Origin of the sequence: Sulfitobacter sp. HI0129 (assembly GCF_001635395.1) — a bacterium.
In the GTDB taxonomy this organism is placed as follows: Bacteria; Pseudomonadota; Alphaproteobacteria; order Rhodobacterales; family Rhodobacteraceae; genus Sulfitobacter.
In genome coordinates, this window is the sequence record NZ_LWGH01000253.1 from 1 (window position 1) to 17081 (window position 17081).

The window sequence follows — 17081 nt, forward strand, 5'->3', positions numbered from 1 at the left end:
CGGGCGCGTCCTCGCCCGCCGTGCGGACCAGCGCGGGCATGTCGCCCAGCGGGCCGTTCAGATGCGGCTCCACCACCTGAAGCGTGAATCCCATCGCGGCGGCGGCATCCGCGGCCGACCCCCCCGCTTCGAGGATTTTCATGCCGACGGCGGAAGCGATCCAATGCGTCGACGTGGCAACCCCGAAGGTGCCCTTGATCTCCGGTCTGGTGGTAAAGCCCATGCCGCCCGTCCTCAATGATCGCGCGGGTCAAGCGCGTCGCGCAGCCCGTCGCCCAGCAGGTTGAAACCAAGCACCACGAGGAAGATCGCAACCCCCGGATAGAGCGCCATCCATGGTGCCTGGTCCAGAAAGTTCTTGGCAGTGTTCAGCATCGCACCCCAGCTGGGTGCGGGGGGTTGTTGACCCAGCCCCAGAAAGGACAGCGATGCTTCGGCAATGACCGCGGTGGCGATTGTCAGCGTCGACTGCACGATGATCGGCGGCACGATGTTGGGCAGGATGTAGCGCCCGATCATGCCCACATGTCCGATCCCAACGGCGCGGGCGCTTTCCACGTAATCTTCGGTCATCACGATCAGCGTCTGCGCGCGCGCCAGCCGGATGAAGACCGGCATCGCCGATAGGCCGATGGCGATCATCGCATTGGTCAGCGACGGGCCCAGAAAGGCCGCGAGCGCGATGGCGAGGATCAGGAAGGGCGCCGCCAGCAGCGCCTCGGTAAAGCGTGAGATGACGGCATCGGTCCAGCCGCGCATATAGCCCGCCAACATGCCGAGCGGCATGCCCAGAAAGACGGCGATCAAGACGGAAACCACCCCCGCCAGAAGGGACGCCTGCGCCCCCCAGATCATCCGGCTCAGAACATCGCGCCCGATTTCGTCGGTGCCGAAAGGATGCGCCCAGGTGGGGGCCTTGCGGACCGCACCCCAATCGGTCTCGGCGGGGCCGGGTACCGGAAGGACGGGGGCCAGCAACGCGACGATCAGGAAGAACAGGACGATCACCCCGCCCAGCAGGGCCGATGGACTGCGGCGAAACTTTTCCCACGCGCGGTTGCGGCGGCGGGGCGGCAGCGGGTCGGCCGCCACCTGCGGATCGACGACGGCGGTCATTGCTGGGACATCCTCGGGTTCAGGATGCGATAGGCCGCATCGGCCAGAATATTCATGAAGATAAAGGCGATACCGGTGCACAACACGATGCCCTGCACCACCGCATAGTCACGGTTGAAGACCGCATCGACCACCAGCTTGCCAAAGCCCGGGATGGTGAAGATCTGCTCCGTCAGGACGGCACCGGCCAAAAGCTCTCCGAACAGGAGGGTGATCACGGTCACAACGGGCACCAGCGCATTGCGCAGCGCGTGTTTGACCAGCACCACCCGTTCCTGCAGCCCTTTCGCGCGGGCGGTCCGCACATAGTCGGATTTCAGAACGCTCAGCATGGCGGAGCGCGTGTGACGCATCAGCGTCGCCGCGATGGCGGTGCCCAGCACGAAGGCGGGCATGATCATGACACGGATGGATTGCAGCGGGTCTTCGGTCAGCGGCACGTAGCCCGACGCGGGTAACCAGCCCAGTTTCACCGAAACCAGCAGGATCAGCATGATACCCAGCCAGAAGTTCGGCACCGACAGCCCCGAAAGCGCGGTGATATTGGCGACCCAGTCGATCCAGGTGCCCTTTTTGTAGGCCGACAGGACCCCCGCGGGAATTCCGATGAGAATGGCGATGATCAGGGCCATGACCGCAAGCTGGATCGTGACGGGCAGCTTTTCCCCGATCAGTTCCAGCACCGGCTGCTGGGTCCGCAGCGAAATGCCCAGATCGCCCTGAAGCGCATTGCCCGCCCAGGCCAGATACTGCATCGGAACGGGATCGTTGAACCGGTACTTCTCGCGCAGCGCGGCGATCACCTCCGGGTCGCGCTCTTCCCCCGCCATGACGAGGATCGGATCACCCGGCAGCAGATGCTGGAGGGAGAACACGAAGATCGAGATCAGGATGATCGTCGGGATCGCGGTCAATATCCTGCGTCCGAGAAAAGTCAGCATTGCGGAATCCCTGGATTGCACCGGCTACGTGGTGCCGCCCCGGTTTCCCGGAGCGGCGATCTTCAGACGAGCCTTATTCTTCGATGGACACGCCGTGCAGCCGGATCATGCCGTCGGGATAGGGCTCGAACCCCTTGATGTCCTTGTCCAGCGCCCAGATCCAAACCGGGTGGTAGAGATAGACGATGGGCATGTCTTCCTGCTGTTTGGCAATCGCAGCGCTATAGCTTTCCTTGCGCACCGCCGGATCGGTGGAAAGGCGCGCTTCGTCGAGCAAACGGTCCATCTCCGGATCGGAGTACTTGGAGTCGTTGATGCCGCCTTCCGTCGTCATGAACTGGTGGATGTTGCCATCGGGATCGACCCGGCCCGACCAGCCGACCTGGCTGGCGGTGTAATCGCCCGCCGACTGGTCAGCCAGAAGCGTGGCGAATTCCTTGGCCGCAAGTTCGATCTTGATGCCCGCCTCGCTCGCCATGGACTGGATCACCTGCATGACCTGCGTCTGCACCGGGTTGTTGGCGACCTGAATTTCCACCGTTACGCCATCGGGAAAGCCCGCCTCGGCCAGCAGCGCCTTGGCAGCTTCCACATCACGCTCGGGCACCGTGAAATCCGGGTTGTACCACGGCGAGGTGGGCGAAAACGGTTGATTGCCGGTCGCAAAGGCGCCCTCAAAGACGACCTGGTTCAGCGCGTTGCGATCGATTGCCAGGGACAGGGCCTTGCGGACCGCTGCATTCTGGCCCAGCGGGTTTTCGGCACCAGCCCCATTCGCCACGTTGATCGTGATGCCTTGATAGCCAAGGGAGGTTGCCTTTTCGACCTTGATACCGTCGTCAGCCTCGGCCGAAGACAGATCTGTCGCCGCAAGCCGTTCCAGCATGTCCAGATCGCCTGCCCGAAGATTGGCAAGCCGCACGGTCGTATCCGGGATCGGCAGGAAGGTGACGGTATCGAAGTTGATCTCATCCGCGCGATAATAATCGTCGAACTTCTCCAGCACGATGCGGTCCTGCTGGATGCGTTCCTTGAACTTGAAGGGGCCCGCGCAGACGGGGTTCAGACCAAAGGATTCACCTGCTTCACCGGCGGCCTTGGGCGATACCATCATCCCGGCACGGTCGGCGAATTGTGCCAGCAGCGTGGCATCGGGCGCCGAGAGCGTGAATTTGATCGTGTGCTCGTCAATCACTTCGGTCCCGGTGATGGACTGCACTTCGGACTTGCGGCGGCTCAGTTCGAAGTTCTGCGACCGGTCGATGTTGGCGGCCACGGCTTCGGCGTTGAACGGCTCTCCGTCGTGGAAGGTGACGCCTTCCTGCAGCTTCATGGTCAGCTCGGTGCCGTCGGCATTCCATTCCCATTCCCGGGCCAGCATCGGGATGATCTCTAGCTCCGGCGTGATGTCTACCAGCTTGTCACAGAGCGACGCATAGACGATGCGGCCAACGAAGGTTCTGGATTGATCGGGGTCCAGCACATCGGGGTCTTCTTGCAGGCCGATTTTCAGGTCCTGGGCCTGGGCCAGGCTGCTCGTGGTGGCAAGCAGTGCCGCAAGCCCCAGTGTTTTCAACATATGCATTCCATTTACTCCTCTGTTTGCAGGGTCGTGGTTTTCGGGTGAGCCGACCGCGCCGCCAAGGCGGCGCTGTATCGTTCGAAACGATCGGCGACGGCCGCGGGCCGGGTCTGTTCTTCGGCGGTGATCCCTTCCAGCGTCAGGCTTTCGGCAAAGTGGCAGGCCACCTGTCGCTCTGCGCCGCAGTCGCGCAGCACCGGCCTTTCGGTCCGGCAGCGATCCTCGGCATAGGGGCAGCGCGGATGGAACCGGCATCCCGGCGGGGGTGAAATCGGGTTCGGGGGGTCGCCCTCGATCTTGGTGCGCACCTTACGCGCGCCGGTCGTGGGCAGCGGAATCGCAGACAGCAACGCTTCGGAATAGGGATGCGCGGGCGCGGCGAAAACCTCTGCCGCATCGCCAAGCTCGACGATTTCGCCCAGATACATCACGGCCACTCGGTCCGCGATATGCCGGATCACCGCGAGGTCATGGGCAATAATGATCAGCGTCAGGCCAAATTCATCCTTCAGGTCTTCCAGAATGTTGACCACCTGCGCCTGAATCGAGACATCGAGCGCCGAGACGGGTTCATCCCCGATCACTACCCGCGGTTCTGTCGCAAGTGCGCGGGCAATGCCGATGCGCTGGCGCTGACCGCCGGAAAATTCGTGCGGATAACGATCCGCATGTTCCGGCCGCAGCCCCACCTTGCGCAGCAGATCGGCCACCTTGGCGCGCTGTTCGGCTCTGGTTCCGATATTGTGGATGCGCAGGGGTTCGCGGATCAGCGCACCGACCGTCATGCGCGGGTTCAGCGACGAAAACGGATCCTGAAAGATGAACTGCATCTCGCGCCGCAGGTCCCGCAACTCTGCCCCCGACAATGCGGAAATATCGCGCCCCTGATATACCACCGATCCTTCGGAGGCGGTGATGAGATGCGACAGTAGCCGCGCGAGGGTAGACTTGCCGCACCCCGATTCCCCCACGATGGCGAAGGTTTCGCCCTCGGCAATCGCAAGATCCACGCCATTGACCGCCTGCACCACCTTCGGCGCACCGAAAAGCGGCTTGCTGGCGATGAAACGGCGCGACAGGCCGCGGGCCTCAAGGATGGGCGTGGTCATGCCGGCTCCTCCTCTTCGGGGGCGGGCACGGCAAGTTCGATGGGCGCATGCCAGCAGGCGACCCGGTGGCCGGATTTCAGCTCCACCAGCGGCGGCGGCATGTTGCAGGTGCTGTCCGCGAAGGGACAGCGCGGGGCGAACCTGCAGCCCGCGGGCATGTCCTGCGGGCTTGGCACCGCCCCGGGGATGGTCACCAGTCGCTCACCCTTGCCAGCGAGTGACGGCATGGAGCACATCAGCCCGATGGTATAGGGATGCTGCGGATCATCGAATACCTGTGCCGTGCTACCCGCTTCGACAATGCGACCCGCATACATCACCGCGACCTTGTCGGCCATTTCGGCGACCACCCCCAGATCATGCGTGATCATGATCTGCGCGGTTCCCGTTTCGCGCCCGAGGTTGCGCATCAGGTCAAGGATCTGCGCCTGTATCGTGACATCGAGCGCGGTTGTCGGCTCATCCGCGATCAACAGCGCCGGATCGTTTGCCAGCGCCATCGCGATCATCACCCGTTGCCGCATACCCCCCGAAAGCTGATGCGGATAATCATCGAGCCGGCTTTCCGCCGCGGGAATACGCACGCGCTCCAGCATCTCCAGCGCGCGCGCCCTGCCCTCCTCGCGCGATACGTCGCGATGTTCGCAAACGGCCTCTGCAATCTGATCCCCGATCCGAAGCGCGGGATTGAGAGAGGTCATCGGCTCCTGAAAAATCATCGCGATCCGGTCGCCGCGCAGGTCGCGCAGCGCCTTTTGCGATACCGAAAGCAGGTCGGTCTGCTGGAACATTGCACTGCCGCCCGAAATCTTCAGCGGTGTGCCTTCCAGAAGCCCCATCAGCGCCAGCGCCGTCAGGCTTTTGCCGCAGCCGGATTCCCCCACGATGCAAAGCGTCTCCCCCGCTTCGAGGGTGAAGCTGACATTATCGACCAGCGGCCGCGCCACCCCTGCCACACCGACCGAGAGGCCCTTGACCTCGAGAAGAGGCGCGTTGCCGGTCATTTCTCCTCCTGACGGAGCGAACTTCTCAGGTTGAGGAAAAGTGTTTCGAGATGCTCCCGCATCGCCTTGGCCGCCGCCGGGCCGTCGCGCGCGTCGATGGCGTCGATGATCCGCCCATGCTGATCGTTATACATCTCGCGTGTCTCGGGTGTGCGGGCACGGTGCCGCTTGCGCTGCCACTCCTCGCCCATGCGCACCTCGTCGATCAGGGTGAAAGCGGTCAGCATCAGGCGGTTTCCTGCGATCCGCGCAATTGCCCGGTGCAATGCACCGTCCCACAGCTCTGCCGCCTCCGCACCGCCGGCGTCGATCGTCCGGTCCGCCAGACGCCGCAGCTTTGCCACATCGTCCGCCGTGGCGCGGCGCGCGCATAGATCGGCCAATGCCGGTTCGATGCACAGACGCGCCTCCATCGCGGTCAGGGGATCGACCTCGGACGCGATCCGTGCGGCCAGTTCTTCCGTGGGATCGGGCGGCTGGCCGACAAAGGTGCCCTTGCCCTGCTTCCGCCAGACGAGACCTTCGGCCTCCAATTGATCGAGCGCCCGCCGAACGGACCGCCGCCCGGCCCCGAACGCTGCAGCAAGGTTCCGCTCCGTCGGCAAGCGCCCGTCGGACGGAACGAGATCATTGGTCACGATCTGGCGAATTTCCTGCAGGACACGCAGGTTTTCCGACAGGTCGCTTTCCTTCCGGTCGCCGTCTGGTTGCATTTGCGATCCAAAACATTTCTCGATTGGTGTGAACCAATCATCATTTGGTTCGGGTCGACCTGTCAACACTTTTCCCGGAAACTTTGTCATCCGGACGCTGATTCAGCTGAGCGGCCCCCAAGCCCGGAAATTTGGAACTTCGCCTTCGGCTGCGACATTTCGGCGCTGCAGGGCAGTGGAAGGCCAGCGCCAAATAAATTTTTACATACCGCCGCCGAAACCGCAGTTTCCCCCTAAATGCACGGCATTTTTGACCTAGCGGAAACTTGGGTATTTATATCGTGACGACACGGGTGAGTTTTGCGGTTGAGCCGTCCTGAAAAGGTGCCCCCTCTGACGCGCCTCTCACCCCATTCCCGGCCTCAGCCGCCGTCGGGGCCGAGAAGACGCCTTGCAAACCGGATGCATTTGGATACTGTTTGACCTTACGTCGTCTTATCGCGTGCAGCCAACGCAGCACGTACAGGGAGTCTGTTTGACGATCGCTTCGGAGGGGAAATATGACCAATTCTACAAAATTTAATCGCCGCTCGTTCCTGGCAAAATCCGCGCTAGGCGGCGGGGCTGCCGCGGGCAGCATGCTCGCTGCACCCGCAGTGCTTGCTCAGGCGCCGATTGTCATCAAGATGCAGACATCGTGGAACGATGCGAACATCTGGCAGGACTTTGCCCGTGACTACGCGACCCGTGTGGAGGAAATGTCCGGCGGCCGTCTCAAGGTCGATGTGCTGCCCGCGGGCGCCGTCGTGGCGGCGTTCCAGGTGCTTGACGCCGTGAACGACGGCCTGATCGACGCGGCGCATTCGGTGCCTGTCTATTGGTACGGCAAGAACAAGGCGGCGTCCCTGTTCGGCACGGGCCCGGTTTTCGGCGGCTCGGCGACGACGATGCTGTCGTGGTTCTATCAGGGTGGCGGTCAGGAGCTCTATAACGAGCTGACACAGGACATCATGGGCCTCGACGTTGTCGGCTACATGGGTTTCCCGATGTTTGCCCAGCCCTTCGGCTGGTTCAAGCAGGAAGTGAACAGCGTCGAAGACCTGCAGGGCTTCAAGTACCGTACCGTGGGCCTCGCGGCGGACCTGATGGCGAAGCTCGGCATGTCGGTGGCTCAGTTGCCCGGCGGTGAAATCGTGCCCGCGATGGAACGCGGCGTGATCGACGCCTTCGAGTTCAACAACCCCTCGTCGGACAAGGATTTCGGTGCGCAGGACGTGGCGAAGAACTACTATCTGTCGTCCTATCACCAGGCGTCGGAGAGCTTCGAATTCCTGTTCTCCCGCACCTTCCTCGAAGACCTCGATCCCGATCTTCAGGCAATCCTGAAGTACGGGGTGGAAGCGGTTTCGACGGCCAACACCGCCAAGGCGATGGACCGCTATTCCGCGGACCTTCAGTTCCTGCAGAACGAGGCGGGTGTCACCGTGCGGCGCACCTCGAAGGAAATCCTCGATGCGCAGCTCAAGGCCTGGGACGAACTGATCCCGGAACTGGAAAGCGATCCCTTCATGAAAAAGACACTCGACAGCCAGCGTGACTGGGTCAGCCGCGTGTCCTATTATGAGCTGATGAACGCGCCTGACTACGGTCTCGCCTACGAGCACTATTTCCCGGGCAAGATCACGCTCTGATCACGCCAATGAAGTCTGAACTCCGGCGCCGTAACGCGCCGGAGTATCTGCGAGATACAGAGGCATCATGATTTCTTTCATTCGGTTCGCCGACACCCTCTCCGCGTGGTTCGGGAAAGCCTTCGCATGGCTCATCCTGCTCATGTCGATCGGCACAGGGTACGAAGTGTTCGTCCGCTACGTGATGAACAACCCCACAGCCTGGGCGCTGGACGTGTCCTTCATCATGTACGGGACCCTGTTCATGATGGGCGGGGCCTATACCCTGTCGCGGGGCGGGCATGTGCGCGGAGACTTTCTCTATCGTCTGTTAAAGCCGCGGACACAGGGCATGATCGATCTTGTCCTCTACGTCATCTTCTTCTTTCCCGGCGTCACCGCGATGATCTTCGCGGGATGGAAGTACGCCGCGCGCTCCTGGCAGTACGGCGAAGTATCCGTCAACAGCCCGGCGGGCGTTCCCATCTACCAGTTCAAGACGGTGATCGTCGCAGCCGGCATATTGCTCTTCATCCAAGGCATGGCACAGGTTTGTCGCTGCATCATCGCAATACGTTCCAATTACTGGCTCGAAGCTGAGGAAGACGTGTTCGAAACCGAAGACCTCATGATGCGTGAAGCCAACCAGGCCGAGAAAGACCATATCACATGACCGACCCGCTTATTGCCCTGATGATGCTCGGCTTGTTCATCGTCTTCGTCTTTCTGGGCTTTCCGATCGCCTTCACGCTCATGGCGATGGGCATCGGCTTTGGCTATTACGCCTATTTCGACGCGCGGCGCATGTGGCGCAGCTTTGACCGTCTGGATGAAACCGCCGGACAATGGGAACAATGGTCCACATGGTTGGAGGGCTTCTTCAGTAACCGAATATTCGACCTATTCGTGAACCAGACGTTCACCGTGATGTCGAACGAAGTGCTGACCGCCGTGCCGCTCTTTCTGTTCATGGGCTACATCGTCGAACGGGCGAACATCGTTGACCGGCTGTTTTCGACCCTCAATGTCGCCTCCAAGAACATTCCCGGATCCATGGGCGTGGCCGCGCTGATTACCTGCGCGCTCTTCGCGACCGCCACAGGCATCGTGGGTGCCGTGGTTACGTTGATGGGTCTGCTCGCCCTGCCCGCCATGCTCAAGGCGCGCTATGATCCTTCCTTCGCGGCAGGTATCATCTGCGCCGGTGGTACGTTGGGGATCCTGATCCCGCCGTCGATCATGCTGATCGTCTATGCGGCGGCGACGAACGTCTCTATCGTGCGGCTTTATGCGGCGGCGCTGCTGCCCGGGCTGACGCTGGTGGGCCTCTACCTTGTCTACATCATGGGCCGGTCGATCCTGCAGCCGTCCTCGGCCCCGCGGCCGACGGCGGACGAGGTGCCGGACGTGCCGATGGGCAAACTGCTCCTCATGATCGCGACGTCGTTCCTGCCGCTTGCGTTTCTCATCTTCGCGGTTCTGGGCTCGATCCTCTTTGGCCTCGCCACGCCGACGGAGGCTGCGTCAATCGGCGCGCTGGGGGGCATCTTCCTTGCCTTCATCTACCGCGCGATGACATGGCAGCGGATGCGCGAAAGCGTCTATCTGACCGTCCGCACCACGGCGATGGTGTGCTGGCTCTTCGTCGGCTCCTACACGTTCTCGGCTGTCTTTTCCTACCTTGGCGGAGAGCACATCATCTCCGACTTCGTACAGTCGCTGAACCTGTCGCCGCTGATGTTCCTGATCCTTGCGCAGCTGATCATCTTCCTGCTCGGCTGGCCGCTGGAATGGTCCGAGATCATCATCATCTTCGTGCCGATCTTCCTGCCGCTGCTCGCGGTCTTCGAAATCGACCCGTTGTTCTTCGGCATCCTCGTTGCGCTCAACCTGCAAACGAGCTTCCTGACGCCACCCATGGCCATGTCGGCCTATTACCTGAAGGGGATCGCGCCACCCGAACTGCGCCTGACGCAGATTTTCGCAGGGGTCATGCCGTTCCTGTTCTGCGTGATCGTGTCGATGGTTCTGATGTACATCTTCCCGTCCATCGTCTTCTACCTTCCTGAGCTCTTCTATGGGCGCTGAGACCCGCATGCCGAAGGGCGCGATGACGCCTGTCAGCGTGTCCGAGCTGCGCGACCGGTTGGCCAGCGGCGCACTCGATGCACTGACCCTCGTGGAAAGCTGCATCGCGCGGATCGAGGAGCGCGAGGAAGAGGTTGGCGCCTGGGCCTGGTTCGATCCGGACTTCGCCCGGGCTCAGGCCCGTACGCTCGACACGTACCGCCGGGCTGGCAGACCGCTGGGGCGCTTGCACGGGCTGCCCGTCGGCCTGAAGGATGTGATCGACACCCAGCGCATCCCGACAGAAAACGGCACCGCCCGTGACAAGGGCCGCGTGCCCCTGCGGGACGCTTTCATCGTCGAAAGGCTCAAGAGGGAAGGCGCAATCATCATGGGCAAGACGGTCACGACCGAACTTGCCTTCATGGACCCGGGAAAGACGGCGAACCCCCATAACACCGCGCATACGCCGGGCGGCTCCTCGCAGGGGTCGGCGGCTGCCGTGGCCGCCGGGATGGTACCCCTTGCCATCGGCACCCAAACCGGCGGTTCCGTCATCCGCCCCGCGTCCTATTGCGGCGTGACCGGGTTCAAGCCGACCTTCGGCGCGATCCCGCGCCGAGGTGTCCTGACCCAGTCGCCCTCGCTCGACACGGTGGGGGTATTCGCCGCCGATCCCTCGGGCAGCGCGCTGCTTGCCGAAGTGCTTTTCGGCCACGACCCCGAAGATTCCGCTACCCGCCTTGCCCCGGCCCCCGCGCTGCATCAGCAAGCCATGTCGACGCCGCCCATCGCGCCGGTGTTCGGCTTCGTGCGCCCGCCGGGCTGGGAAAAGGCCGATCCGCAGATTCACGAGGCTTTCGATGAACTGGTCGCGGCCCTCGGAGATCAGGCCTTTGAACTGCCGCTGCCCCCGGTCTTCGATACCGCCGCCGATCAGCGCCGCCTGATCAACTTTGCGGAAATGGCCTATCACTATTACCCCTATTGGCGTGATGCACCCGAAGACCTCGGCCCCGAGGTGCGCAAGGCGATCGAAGAGGGCAACAAGGTACTGGCCCGCGATTATCAATCCGCCAAGGACCTGCCAAAAGTTCTGACCGCCGCGCTCGAAGAGCTGCTGACCCGCTGCGACGTGATCCTCTGCCCCTCCGCGACCGGGCCGGCCCCCAAGGGGCTCGACACGACGGGGGATCCGATCTTCAATGGGCTATGGACGTTCTGCGGCAACCCCTGCATCAGCCTGCCGCTTTTGACATCTCGCGAAGGGCTGCCCATCGGCGTCCAACTGGTCGGTGAACATGGCAACGACGGCCGTCTGCTGCGCAGCGCACAGTGGCTGTTCAACTGGGCCGATCAGGCATCGTAATGAGGAATAGGATATGAACCGCATACTCGCACTGATTGCCTTTATCGCGATCACGATTTTCCTGCTGATCCTCGCGGTCGAGGTGCCCAGCATCGATCTGGTCATCGTCATCGCCATCACGCTAGGCTTCGTGGCCTTCGATTTCTTTACCTCCAGCGGCAAGCGAAAATAGCCCATGGGAAAGCCAGTCATCTGGATAACCCGGACCCTTTCGGACGCGACGCTCGATCGGGCCCGGCGGGATTACGAGGTGATCTGGGATGCCGCCGACAGACCCGGCAGCGCCGAGGACATCATCGCCATGAGCGCGAAGGTCGATGGCATGATCCCGTGCCATTCTGAGCATTTCTCTGCCGAGGTTGCCGCGCAACTGGACCCGCGGCTCAGGATCATCGCCAATCATTCCGTGGGGGTCGATCACTGCGACCTGCCCGCCCTCAGGGACAAGGGCATCACCGTCACCAACACGCCGGGCGTTTTATCCGATGCGACCGCCGAACTGGCCATGATGCTGATGCTGGGTGCCGCCCGCCACGCCATCGCGGGGGACCGGATGGTGCGCAGCGGCGACTGGCAGTCGTGGTCGCCCGCGCTTCTGGTCGGCAAACAGGTGTCCGGCGCGCGACTGGGTATCGTCGGGATGGGCGGTGTCGGTCAGGCCTTCGCGCGGAAGGCGCGGGGCTTCGACATGGATATCCACTATCACAACCGGCGGCAGCTCCCCGCGGAGGAGGAATGCGGCGCCACCTTCCACGCCGATCTGGACAGCCTGCTCGAAGTTTCGGATTTCCTGTCGCTCCACTGTCCGGCCACCCCGGAAACCACCGGCCTGATGAACGAGTCGCGGCTGGCCAAATTGCCCAAGGGCTGCGTGATCGTGAATACCGCGCGGGGGTCCCTGGTGGACGAGGACGCATTGCTCGCCGCCGTCAAATCCGGCCATGTCGCGGGCGCGGGGCTCGACTGTTTTCAGACAGAACCCGGCGGCAACCCGCGTTTCGCGGAGCATGACAACATCATGATGATGCCGCATGTGGGCAGCGCGACCGTCCGCACACGCGACGCGATGGGCTTCAAAGCGCTCGATAACCTCGATTGCTTTTTCAGCGGCAAAGAACCACCGAACCCGGTCTAGGAAGTAGCGGGGCGAAGGTGCCCATTGCCCCGCCCACCGGTAGGTCATTCGGACGAGTGAGCGTTCGAACCCTTTTCATGATGGCCGTCGCTGCCCTCGTCGGCTTGGCTTTGCTCTTTATCCGACCCGCCGGACGAACCGTGGTGTCCGCCGCCCTCCTTGGCCTTTTCTTCCCGCAGTTCTGCGTAACGTTCCGGCTTCATATCGGGCAACCGCTCGACGAAGGAGACGATTTTCCAGATATCTTTGTCCGCATGGGTATCGCCAATCGCGGGCATGCCGGTCAATTTGATCCCGTTGCGGACAATCCAGAAGATTTCGGCAGAATTCCATTTGCCCGCAGCCTCGGAAAGAGAGGGCGGCTTTGGCAAAAGACCCTTGGCCCATTCGGCGCGCTCAATTCCCGGCCCGCCGTGGCAATGCACGCACATCGCGTCAAAGCTTGAGAACCCGGTTTCGGGATCGCCATTCGAAAAGCCCGCGGGCACCACGACCGATTGGGCGTTCCCCTTTACCGAGTTTTCCATATTGGTCTTGAGCGCCCACCTCATCACATCCGCATGAGGATCCGTGGCCGCTACATTATATCCGCCAGTCCGGATCGTCCCCCATGCGACAATAGCCAAAAGGGCGATGGCAGTGATCATTCCAAACAGAAATTTCATCATTAACCTAAACTCCTCCCACCTATGGGTGAACGTCGCGAACATGCATTCGTTCCTCCAAGGAGCCGTCGTGCAAAGGGTTCACGCAGCCTAGCAGGCGGGGCACGAGCGGCGATCACGGCGGAATAACGCAGGGCGATCCTTCCGGATTCATTTGTAAATGAAGCAAAAATCTCCAATGCTACATATGAGGGAATGTCATCTCCGGTCACAACGAAGGGAATGTGGCGGGGATCTTACCGGAACCGCGCCTTTCACCGCTCCGGTTGCGCGCATGACCGTCGCGCCCCAAAACCGACAGTTTTCAAGAAACTGAGTTGGCGCCGCATTGGCCCGCCAACGAGTCTCGAACCCGTGTAAACATTAAAGGAGACGCGTAATGACACATTCCGATCATCACCCCACGATCAGCTGGAAAGCGGCTATCTACGCCGGCCTGATCGCCGGGCTGGTATTCATCGTCATGGAGATGGTTCTGGTCGCTCTCGTCGGCGGGGGCAGCCCGCTCGGACCACCAGCGATGATCAGCGCCATCGTTCTGGGCCCCGAAGTCTTGCCCGAACAGGGCACGCCGCCGGAATTCAACATGAGTGTCTTCCTGACAGGTCAGATCGTTCACTTCGTCCTGTCGGTCATCCTCGCCGTGATCTTCGTCCTGATCGTGAGCCGAATGGCACTTGGAACCGGGGCGCTTATCGGCATCGGCGTGGTTTACGGGATCGTTGTTTACCTAGTCAACTTTTACGGAATGACAGCGATATACCCATGGTTCGCCATGGCCCGTAACGCCATCACCTTCTCCAGCCATATCGTCTTCGGCGCGGTGCTGGGGTGGTCCTACGGTGCGTTGCGCGTCGGCAGGGCCTGACCCAAAGCGAAAACTGACGGACCAGCAAAAACTCTGGTCCGTCTATCTGCCCTGCCCTGCAGACCGCAGTGGCCCTTGACTTCAGCCCCCTACCCGGCCGCGTTCGAGCGGACGGCAGCCATGAGGTCATGGAAACGGTCGCCTTGGATCAGCACATGGTCCCGCATGGCACGTTCCGCCAGTACGTCATCCCCCGAACGAATGGCATCGACGATGGCCTGATGCTCATTAAACGAGCGTTTGATGCGGTTCCTCACCTGTAACTGGATCCGCCGGTAGGGCTGCAGCATCGCGTGCAGCCTCGTTGCCTCCTGCGTCAGGAAGGCATTGTGGGTGGCGCGATAGATACAGGCGTGAAAAGCCGTATTTTCCGCGTAATAGGCATCGAACATTTCCCGCTCAGCAAGGGTGCGGCAGGCATCGTGACGGCTTTGCAGTTCCGAAAGCTCGGCTTCCGTGATGCGTCGCGCGGCCAGTCGCGCGCAGACCGCTTCCATCTCCGCCATGGCCTCAAACCGCTCGGTCAGTTCTTCGGCGTTCCATTCCGAGACGAAAGTGCCCTGCTTTGAATGGATGCGCACCAGCCCGGAGGCTTCAAGTTGCTGCAGCGCATCCCGGATCGGAGTGCGCGAGCAGTCGAACTCCTGCGCCAGCGCGACAGGATCGAGCCGCGTACCGGGGGAGAACCGCCCATCCACGATGGCATTTTCCAACGCCTCACGGATACGCGCGGTATTCGAAGCACCTGTCATCGGGTCTCACTCCCTTCAGAACCGTGTCCATACATATATTACCTTATCAAATATACCATCGCCGTTTCTGTTGTATACAACAGAATATATCATGTGTATAACTACGGGGAATCGATCCCGGGGGGGTTCTCATGGCGCAGTCGAACATCGCATTTCTGAACGAACTCCTGCACAGCGTCGGGTCGCGGATGCGCCAGAACAGGTTCGCCAAACCCAGCCGGGAAAAGGCGGCCGTCCAGATCGGCAAAAGCTGCGCGGACCTGTTGCGCCGTACGGGCGAAGCGTCACAGATCGCCGTGGCCGAACAGGCCCTTGCCGCCTATACCCAACTGACCGAAGACGAAAAGCTACAGTTCTTCCAGTCGCTTCTTCACGATTACGGCGCAGAACCGGCAGAGGTGCGCCGCGCCTTCGCAACGTGGGACGCAGACCCTACACAAAGCGCGCTGGCCGCCCTGTTCAACGCGGTGGAGCCAAAGCGCCAGTCTCTGCTACGCGCTCTCAACCAGGCGCCCGGCGCGACCCTGCAACTGGTGCGGATGCGTCAGGATCTCTTGCGGCTGATCCGCAAAACACCCGACCTCGCACCGCTGGATGCCGATTTCAGCCATCTCTTTGCCTCCTGGTTCAATCGCGGATTCCTCGTGATGCGAAAGATCGACTGGCATTCACCTGCCGCTATTCTCGAAAAACTCGTGAGCTACGAAGCCGTTCACGAGATCCGGGATTGGGACGATCTGCGCCGCAGGCTCGATCCGCCGGACCGCAGGTGCTACGGGTTCTTCCACCCCGCCACCGGGGACGAGCCGCTGATTTTCGTCGAGGTCGCGCTTTGCCACGGTATCCCCGATGCGATCGGGCCGCTGCTGTCCGAACGCCAACAAAGTGCCGAGCACCCGGATACCGCGGTGTTCTATTCGATCAGCAATTGCCAGCCGGGGCTCAAAGGCGTGTCCTTCGGCAACTTCCTGATCAAACAGGTGGTCAGCGATCTTTCAGGCGAATTGCCCCATATCCGCAATTTCGCCACGCTGTCGCCGGTGCCGGGTTTCGCCGCATGGCTGGTCGCCCAATCGGACCCGGAGGCGGAGCGCCTGACAGCCGAACTGCAAGAGGCGGATTGGCAAAGCGACCCTGAACTGCGCGACAGGCTCGAACCCGCGGTCAAAGGATGGGCCGCGCAATATATAACGCAAGCCAAGAATGAGACGGGTGCGCCCGCCGATCCGGTGGCGCGGTTCCACCTTGGCAACGGCGCCTCTGCCCACAGGCTCAACTGGCCCGGCGATCTTGCCGAAAGCGCGCTGGCCCGCGCCCACGGCGTGATGATCAACTACCTCTACGAACACGACCGGATCGAAGCGCGGCACGAAGCATTCGCCAACGATGGAACCGTGGCCTGCGGCCCGGACCTGCGCCGCACCCTGAAACAGCATAGAACCACACCGGCCTAGAACGGTGCCGGTCGAAAAAGCGAGATTGAAAATGTTTTCAACCATTCACGACCAGTTCGAAGCGCGCTGCGAAGAGCACGGCGAAAAACTGTTGTTCGAGCGGCGCGATCAGCCGGACATCACATTTGCCGAAGCCCGCGACAATGTGCACCGTTACGTCTCTGTCCTTAGCGAATTGGGCGTGCGGCCCGGGGATCGTGTCGCAGTTCAGGTCGAAAAGAGCGCCGAAGCGGTGCTTTTGTATCTGGCCTGCCTTCGGGCGGGTGCTGTCTTTCTGCCGCTGAACACCGCATATACCGCGCCGGAAGTCGATTATTTCCTCAACGATGCCGAACCGCGGCTCTTTGTCTGCGACCCGGGGCAAACAGCCCATCTGCAACGCGCCTCCGCCAGCCTGTCGGTGGAAACACTGGGGCCGAAGGGCGAAGGCACCCTGCCCGACCGCGCCGCGAAAGCCACGCCATCCGCCGAAGCCGCAGGGCGAACGGCGGAGGATCCGGCGGCCATTCTCTATACATCCGGCACCACGGGCCGGTCGAAGGGCGCCGTTCTCACCCATGGCAACCTTGCCTCCAACGCCGAGGCGCTGAACGACATCTGGCGCTTCACCGGCGAGGACCGGCTGATCCACGCGCTACCGATCTTTCACGCGCACGGGCTGTTCGTGGCCTGCAACATGGCGCTGACATCGGGTGC

Annotated in this window: 18 protein-coding genes; 9 read left to right on the forward strand and 9 right to left on the reverse strand. The window is 61.9% G+C overall.

Going from position 1 to position 17081, the window contains the following annotated elements; genetic code table 11:
- The 7 genes from A3764_RS04775 to A3764_RS04805 form a co-directional block, all read right to left on the reverse strand.
- Positions 1–223 (reverse strand): gamma-glutamyltransferase (locus A3764_RS04775; RefSeq protein ID WP_201722399.1); only part of this gene is annotated, 223 nt, incomplete at its 3' end.
- 11 nt (positions 224–234) lie between these two features.
- Positions 235–1116 (reverse strand): ABC transporter permease, encoded by an 882-nt coding sequence (locus A3764_RS04780; RefSeq protein WP_067928095.1) that lies wholly within the window; start codon positions 1114–1116, stop codon positions 235–237.
- Positions 1113–2057: an ABC transporter permease gene (locus tag A3764_RS04785; protein WP_067928099.1), complete on the reverse strand. Its 945-nt coding sequence runs from the start codon at positions 2055–2057 to the stop codon at positions 1113–1115. Before A3764_RS04785 ends, A3764_RS04780 begins: the two co-directional genes overlap by 4 nt.
- Positions 2058–2130: 73 nt before the next feature.
- Entirely contained in the window at positions 2131–3642 is a 1512-nt protein-coding gene (locus A3764_RS04790; RefSeq protein WP_067928102.1) for an ABC transporter substrate-binding protein, read from the reverse strand.
- 5 nt (positions 3643–3647) lie between these two features.
- Positions 3648–4748 (reverse strand): ABC transporter ATP-binding protein, encoded by a 1101-nt coding sequence (locus A3764_RS04795; RefSeq protein ID WP_067928106.1) that lies wholly within the window; start codon positions 4746–4748, stop codon positions 3648–3650.
- On the reverse strand, positions 4745–5752 hold the full coding sequence (locus tag A3764_RS04800) for an ABC transporter ATP-binding protein (protein WP_067928111.1): 1008 nt from the start codon (positions 5750–5752) through the stop codon (positions 4745–4747). The genes A3764_RS04795 and A3764_RS04800 overlap by 4 nt, the downstream gene beginning before the upstream one ends.
- Positions 5749–6465 carry a FadR/GntR family transcriptional regulator gene (locus tag A3764_RS04805; RefSeq protein WP_067928116.1) on the reverse strand — a complete coding sequence of 239 codons (717 nt, stop codon included), beginning with the start codon at positions 6463–6465 and terminating at the stop codon, positions 5749–5751. Before A3764_RS04805 ends, A3764_RS04800 begins: the two co-directional genes overlap by 4 nt.
- 500 nt (positions 6466–6965) lie before the next feature.
- On the opposite strand from A3764_RS04805, the gene A3764_RS04810 reads away from it, so the two are divergent.
- The 6 genes from A3764_RS04810 (at position 6966) to A3764_RS04830 (ending at position 12646) form a co-directional block, all read left to right on the forward strand.
- Positions 6966–8096 (forward strand): TRAP transporter substrate-binding protein, encoded by a 1131-nt coding sequence (locus A3764_RS04810; RefSeq protein ID WP_067928119.1) that lies wholly within the window; start codon positions 6966–6968, stop codon positions 8094–8096.
- A 67-nt stretch (positions 8097–8163) separates the two neighbouring features.
- Entirely contained in the window at positions 8164–8748 is a 585-nt protein-coding gene (locus tag A3764_RS04815) for a TRAP transporter small permease subunit (RefSeq protein WP_067928122.1), read from the forward strand.
- On the forward strand, positions 8745–10163 hold the full coding sequence (locus A3764_RS04820) for a TRAP transporter large permease (RefSeq protein ID WP_067928126.1): 1419 nt from the start codon (positions 8745–8747) through the stop codon (positions 10161–10163). The genes A3764_RS04815 and A3764_RS04820 overlap by 4 nt, the downstream gene beginning before the upstream one ends.
- Complete coding sequence (locus A3764_RS04825) at positions 10153–11511, forward strand: amidase (RefSeq protein WP_082850940.1); 1359 nt, start codon at positions 10153–10155, stop codon at positions 11509–11511. The genes A3764_RS04820 and A3764_RS04825 overlap by 11 nt, the downstream gene beginning before the upstream one ends.
- Before the next feature lie 13 nt (positions 11512–11524).
- Positions 11525–11683, forward strand: coding sequence for a hypothetical protein (locus A3764_RS25635; protein WP_201722130.1), 159 nt, complete (start codon positions 11525–11527; stop codon positions 11681–11683).
- A gap of 3 nt (positions 11684–11686) precedes the next feature.
- A complete protein-coding gene (locus A3764_RS04830; protein ID WP_067920662.1) occupies positions 11687–12646 on the forward strand; it encodes a 2-hydroxyacid dehydrogenase in 960 nt (319 codons plus the stop codon).
- Positions 12647–12690: 44 nt separating this feature from the next.
- Here A3764_RS04830 and A3764_RS04835 read toward each other — a convergent pair whose 3' ends face one another.
- Positions 12691–13356: a c-type cytochrome gene (locus A3764_RS04835; RefSeq protein ID WP_082850939.1), complete on the reverse strand. Its 666-nt coding sequence runs from the start codon at positions 13354–13356 to the stop codon at positions 12691–12693.
- A 334-nt stretch (positions 13357–13690) separates the two neighbouring features.
- Between A3764_RS04835 and A3764_RS04840 the strand changes: the two genes are divergently transcribed.
- Complete coding sequence (locus tag A3764_RS04840; RefSeq protein WP_067920666.1) at positions 13691–14179, forward strand: hypothetical protein; 489 nt, start codon at positions 13691–13693, stop codon at positions 14177–14179.
- An 89-nt stretch (positions 14180–14268) separates the two neighbouring features.
- Here A3764_RS04840 and A3764_RS04845 read toward each other — a convergent pair whose 3' ends face one another.
- Positions 14269–14931 carry a GntR family transcriptional regulator gene (locus A3764_RS04845; RefSeq protein ID WP_067920668.1) on the reverse strand — a complete coding sequence of 221 codons (663 nt, stop codon included), beginning with the start codon at positions 14929–14931 and terminating at the stop codon, positions 14269–14271.
- A 131-nt stretch (positions 14932–15062) separates the two neighbouring features.
- Here A3764_RS04845 and A3764_RS04850 point away from each other — a divergent pair, with 131 nt between their 5' ends.
- Complete coding sequence (locus A3764_RS04850) at positions 15063–16385, forward strand: malonyl-CoA decarboxylase domain-containing protein (protein WP_067920670.1); 1323 nt, start codon at positions 15063–15065, stop codon at positions 16383–16385.
- Positions 16386–16416: 31 nt separating this feature from the next.
- Positions 16417–17081, forward strand: a 665-nt coding sequence (locus A3764_RS04855; protein WP_150122070.1) for an AMP-binding protein, incomplete at its 3' end; no start/stop codon positions are given.

What these genes read in the sequence shown, in the direction of transcription:
- A3764_RS04850 (WP_067920670.1), top strand. Translation starts at nt 15,063, where the DNA reads ATGGCGCAGTCGAACATCGCATTTCTGAACGAACTCCTGCACAGCGTC.
- A3764_RS25635 (WP_201722130.1), top strand. Translation starts at nt 11,525, where the DNA reads ATGAACCGCATACTCGCACTGATTGCCTTTATCGCGATCACGATTTTC.
- A3764_RS04805 (WP_067928116.1), bottom strand. Translation starts at nt 6,465, where the DNA reads ATGCAACCAGACGGCGACCGGAAGGAAAGCGACCTGTCGGAAAACCTG.
- A3764_RS04820 (WP_067928126.1), top strand. Translation starts at nt 8,745, where the DNA reads ATGACCGACCCGCTTATTGCCCTGATGATGCTCGGCTTGTTCATCGTC.
- A3764_RS04840 (WP_067920666.1), top strand. Translation starts at nt 13,691, where the DNA reads ATGACACATTCCGATCATCACCCCACGATCAGCTGGAAAGCGGCTATC.
- A3764_RS04790 (WP_067928102.1), bottom strand. Translation starts at nt 3,642, where the DNA reads ATGCATATGTTGAAAACACTGGGGCTTGCGGCACTGCTTGCCACCACG.
- A3764_RS04825 (WP_082850940.1), top strand. Translation starts at nt 10,153, where the DNA reads ATGGGCGCTGAGACCCGCATGCCGAAGGGCGCGATGACGCCTGTCAGC.
- A3764_RS04810 (WP_067928119.1), top strand. Translation starts at nt 6,966, where the DNA reads ATGACCAATTCTACAAAATTTAATCGCCGCTCGTTCCTGGCAAAATCC.
- A3764_RS04780 (WP_067928095.1), bottom strand. Translation starts at nt 1,116, where the DNA reads ATGACCGCCGTCGTCGATCCGCAGGTGGCGGCCGACCCGCTGCCGCCC.
- A3764_RS04815 (WP_067928122.1), top strand. Translation starts at nt 8,164, where the DNA reads ATGATTTCTTTCATTCGGTTCGCCGACACCCTCTCCGCGTGGTTCGGG.
- A3764_RS04800 (WP_067928111.1), bottom strand. Translation starts at nt 5,752, where the DNA reads ATGACCGGCAACGCGCCTCTTCTCGAGGTCAAGGGCCTCTCGGTCGGT.
- A3764_RS04835 (WP_082850939.1), bottom strand. Translation starts at nt 13,356, where the DNA reads ATGTTCGCGACGTTCACCCATAGGTGGGAGGAGTTTAGGTTAATGATG.
- A3764_RS04845 (WP_067920668.1), bottom strand. Translation starts at nt 14,931, where the DNA reads ATGACAGGTGCTTCGAATACCGCGCGTATCCGTGAGGCGTTGGAAAAT.
- A3764_RS04795 (WP_067928106.1), bottom strand. Translation starts at nt 4,748, where the DNA reads ATGACCACGCCCATCCTTGAGGCCCGCGGCCTGTCGCGCCGTTTCATC.
- A3764_RS04785 (WP_067928099.1), bottom strand. Translation starts at nt 2,057, where the DNA reads ATGCTGACTTTTCTCGGACGCAGGATATTGACCGCGATCCCGACGATC.
- A3764_RS04830 (WP_067920662.1), top strand. Translation starts at nt 11,687, where the DNA reads ATGGGAAAGCCAGTCATCTGGATAACCCGGACCCTTTCGGACGCGACG.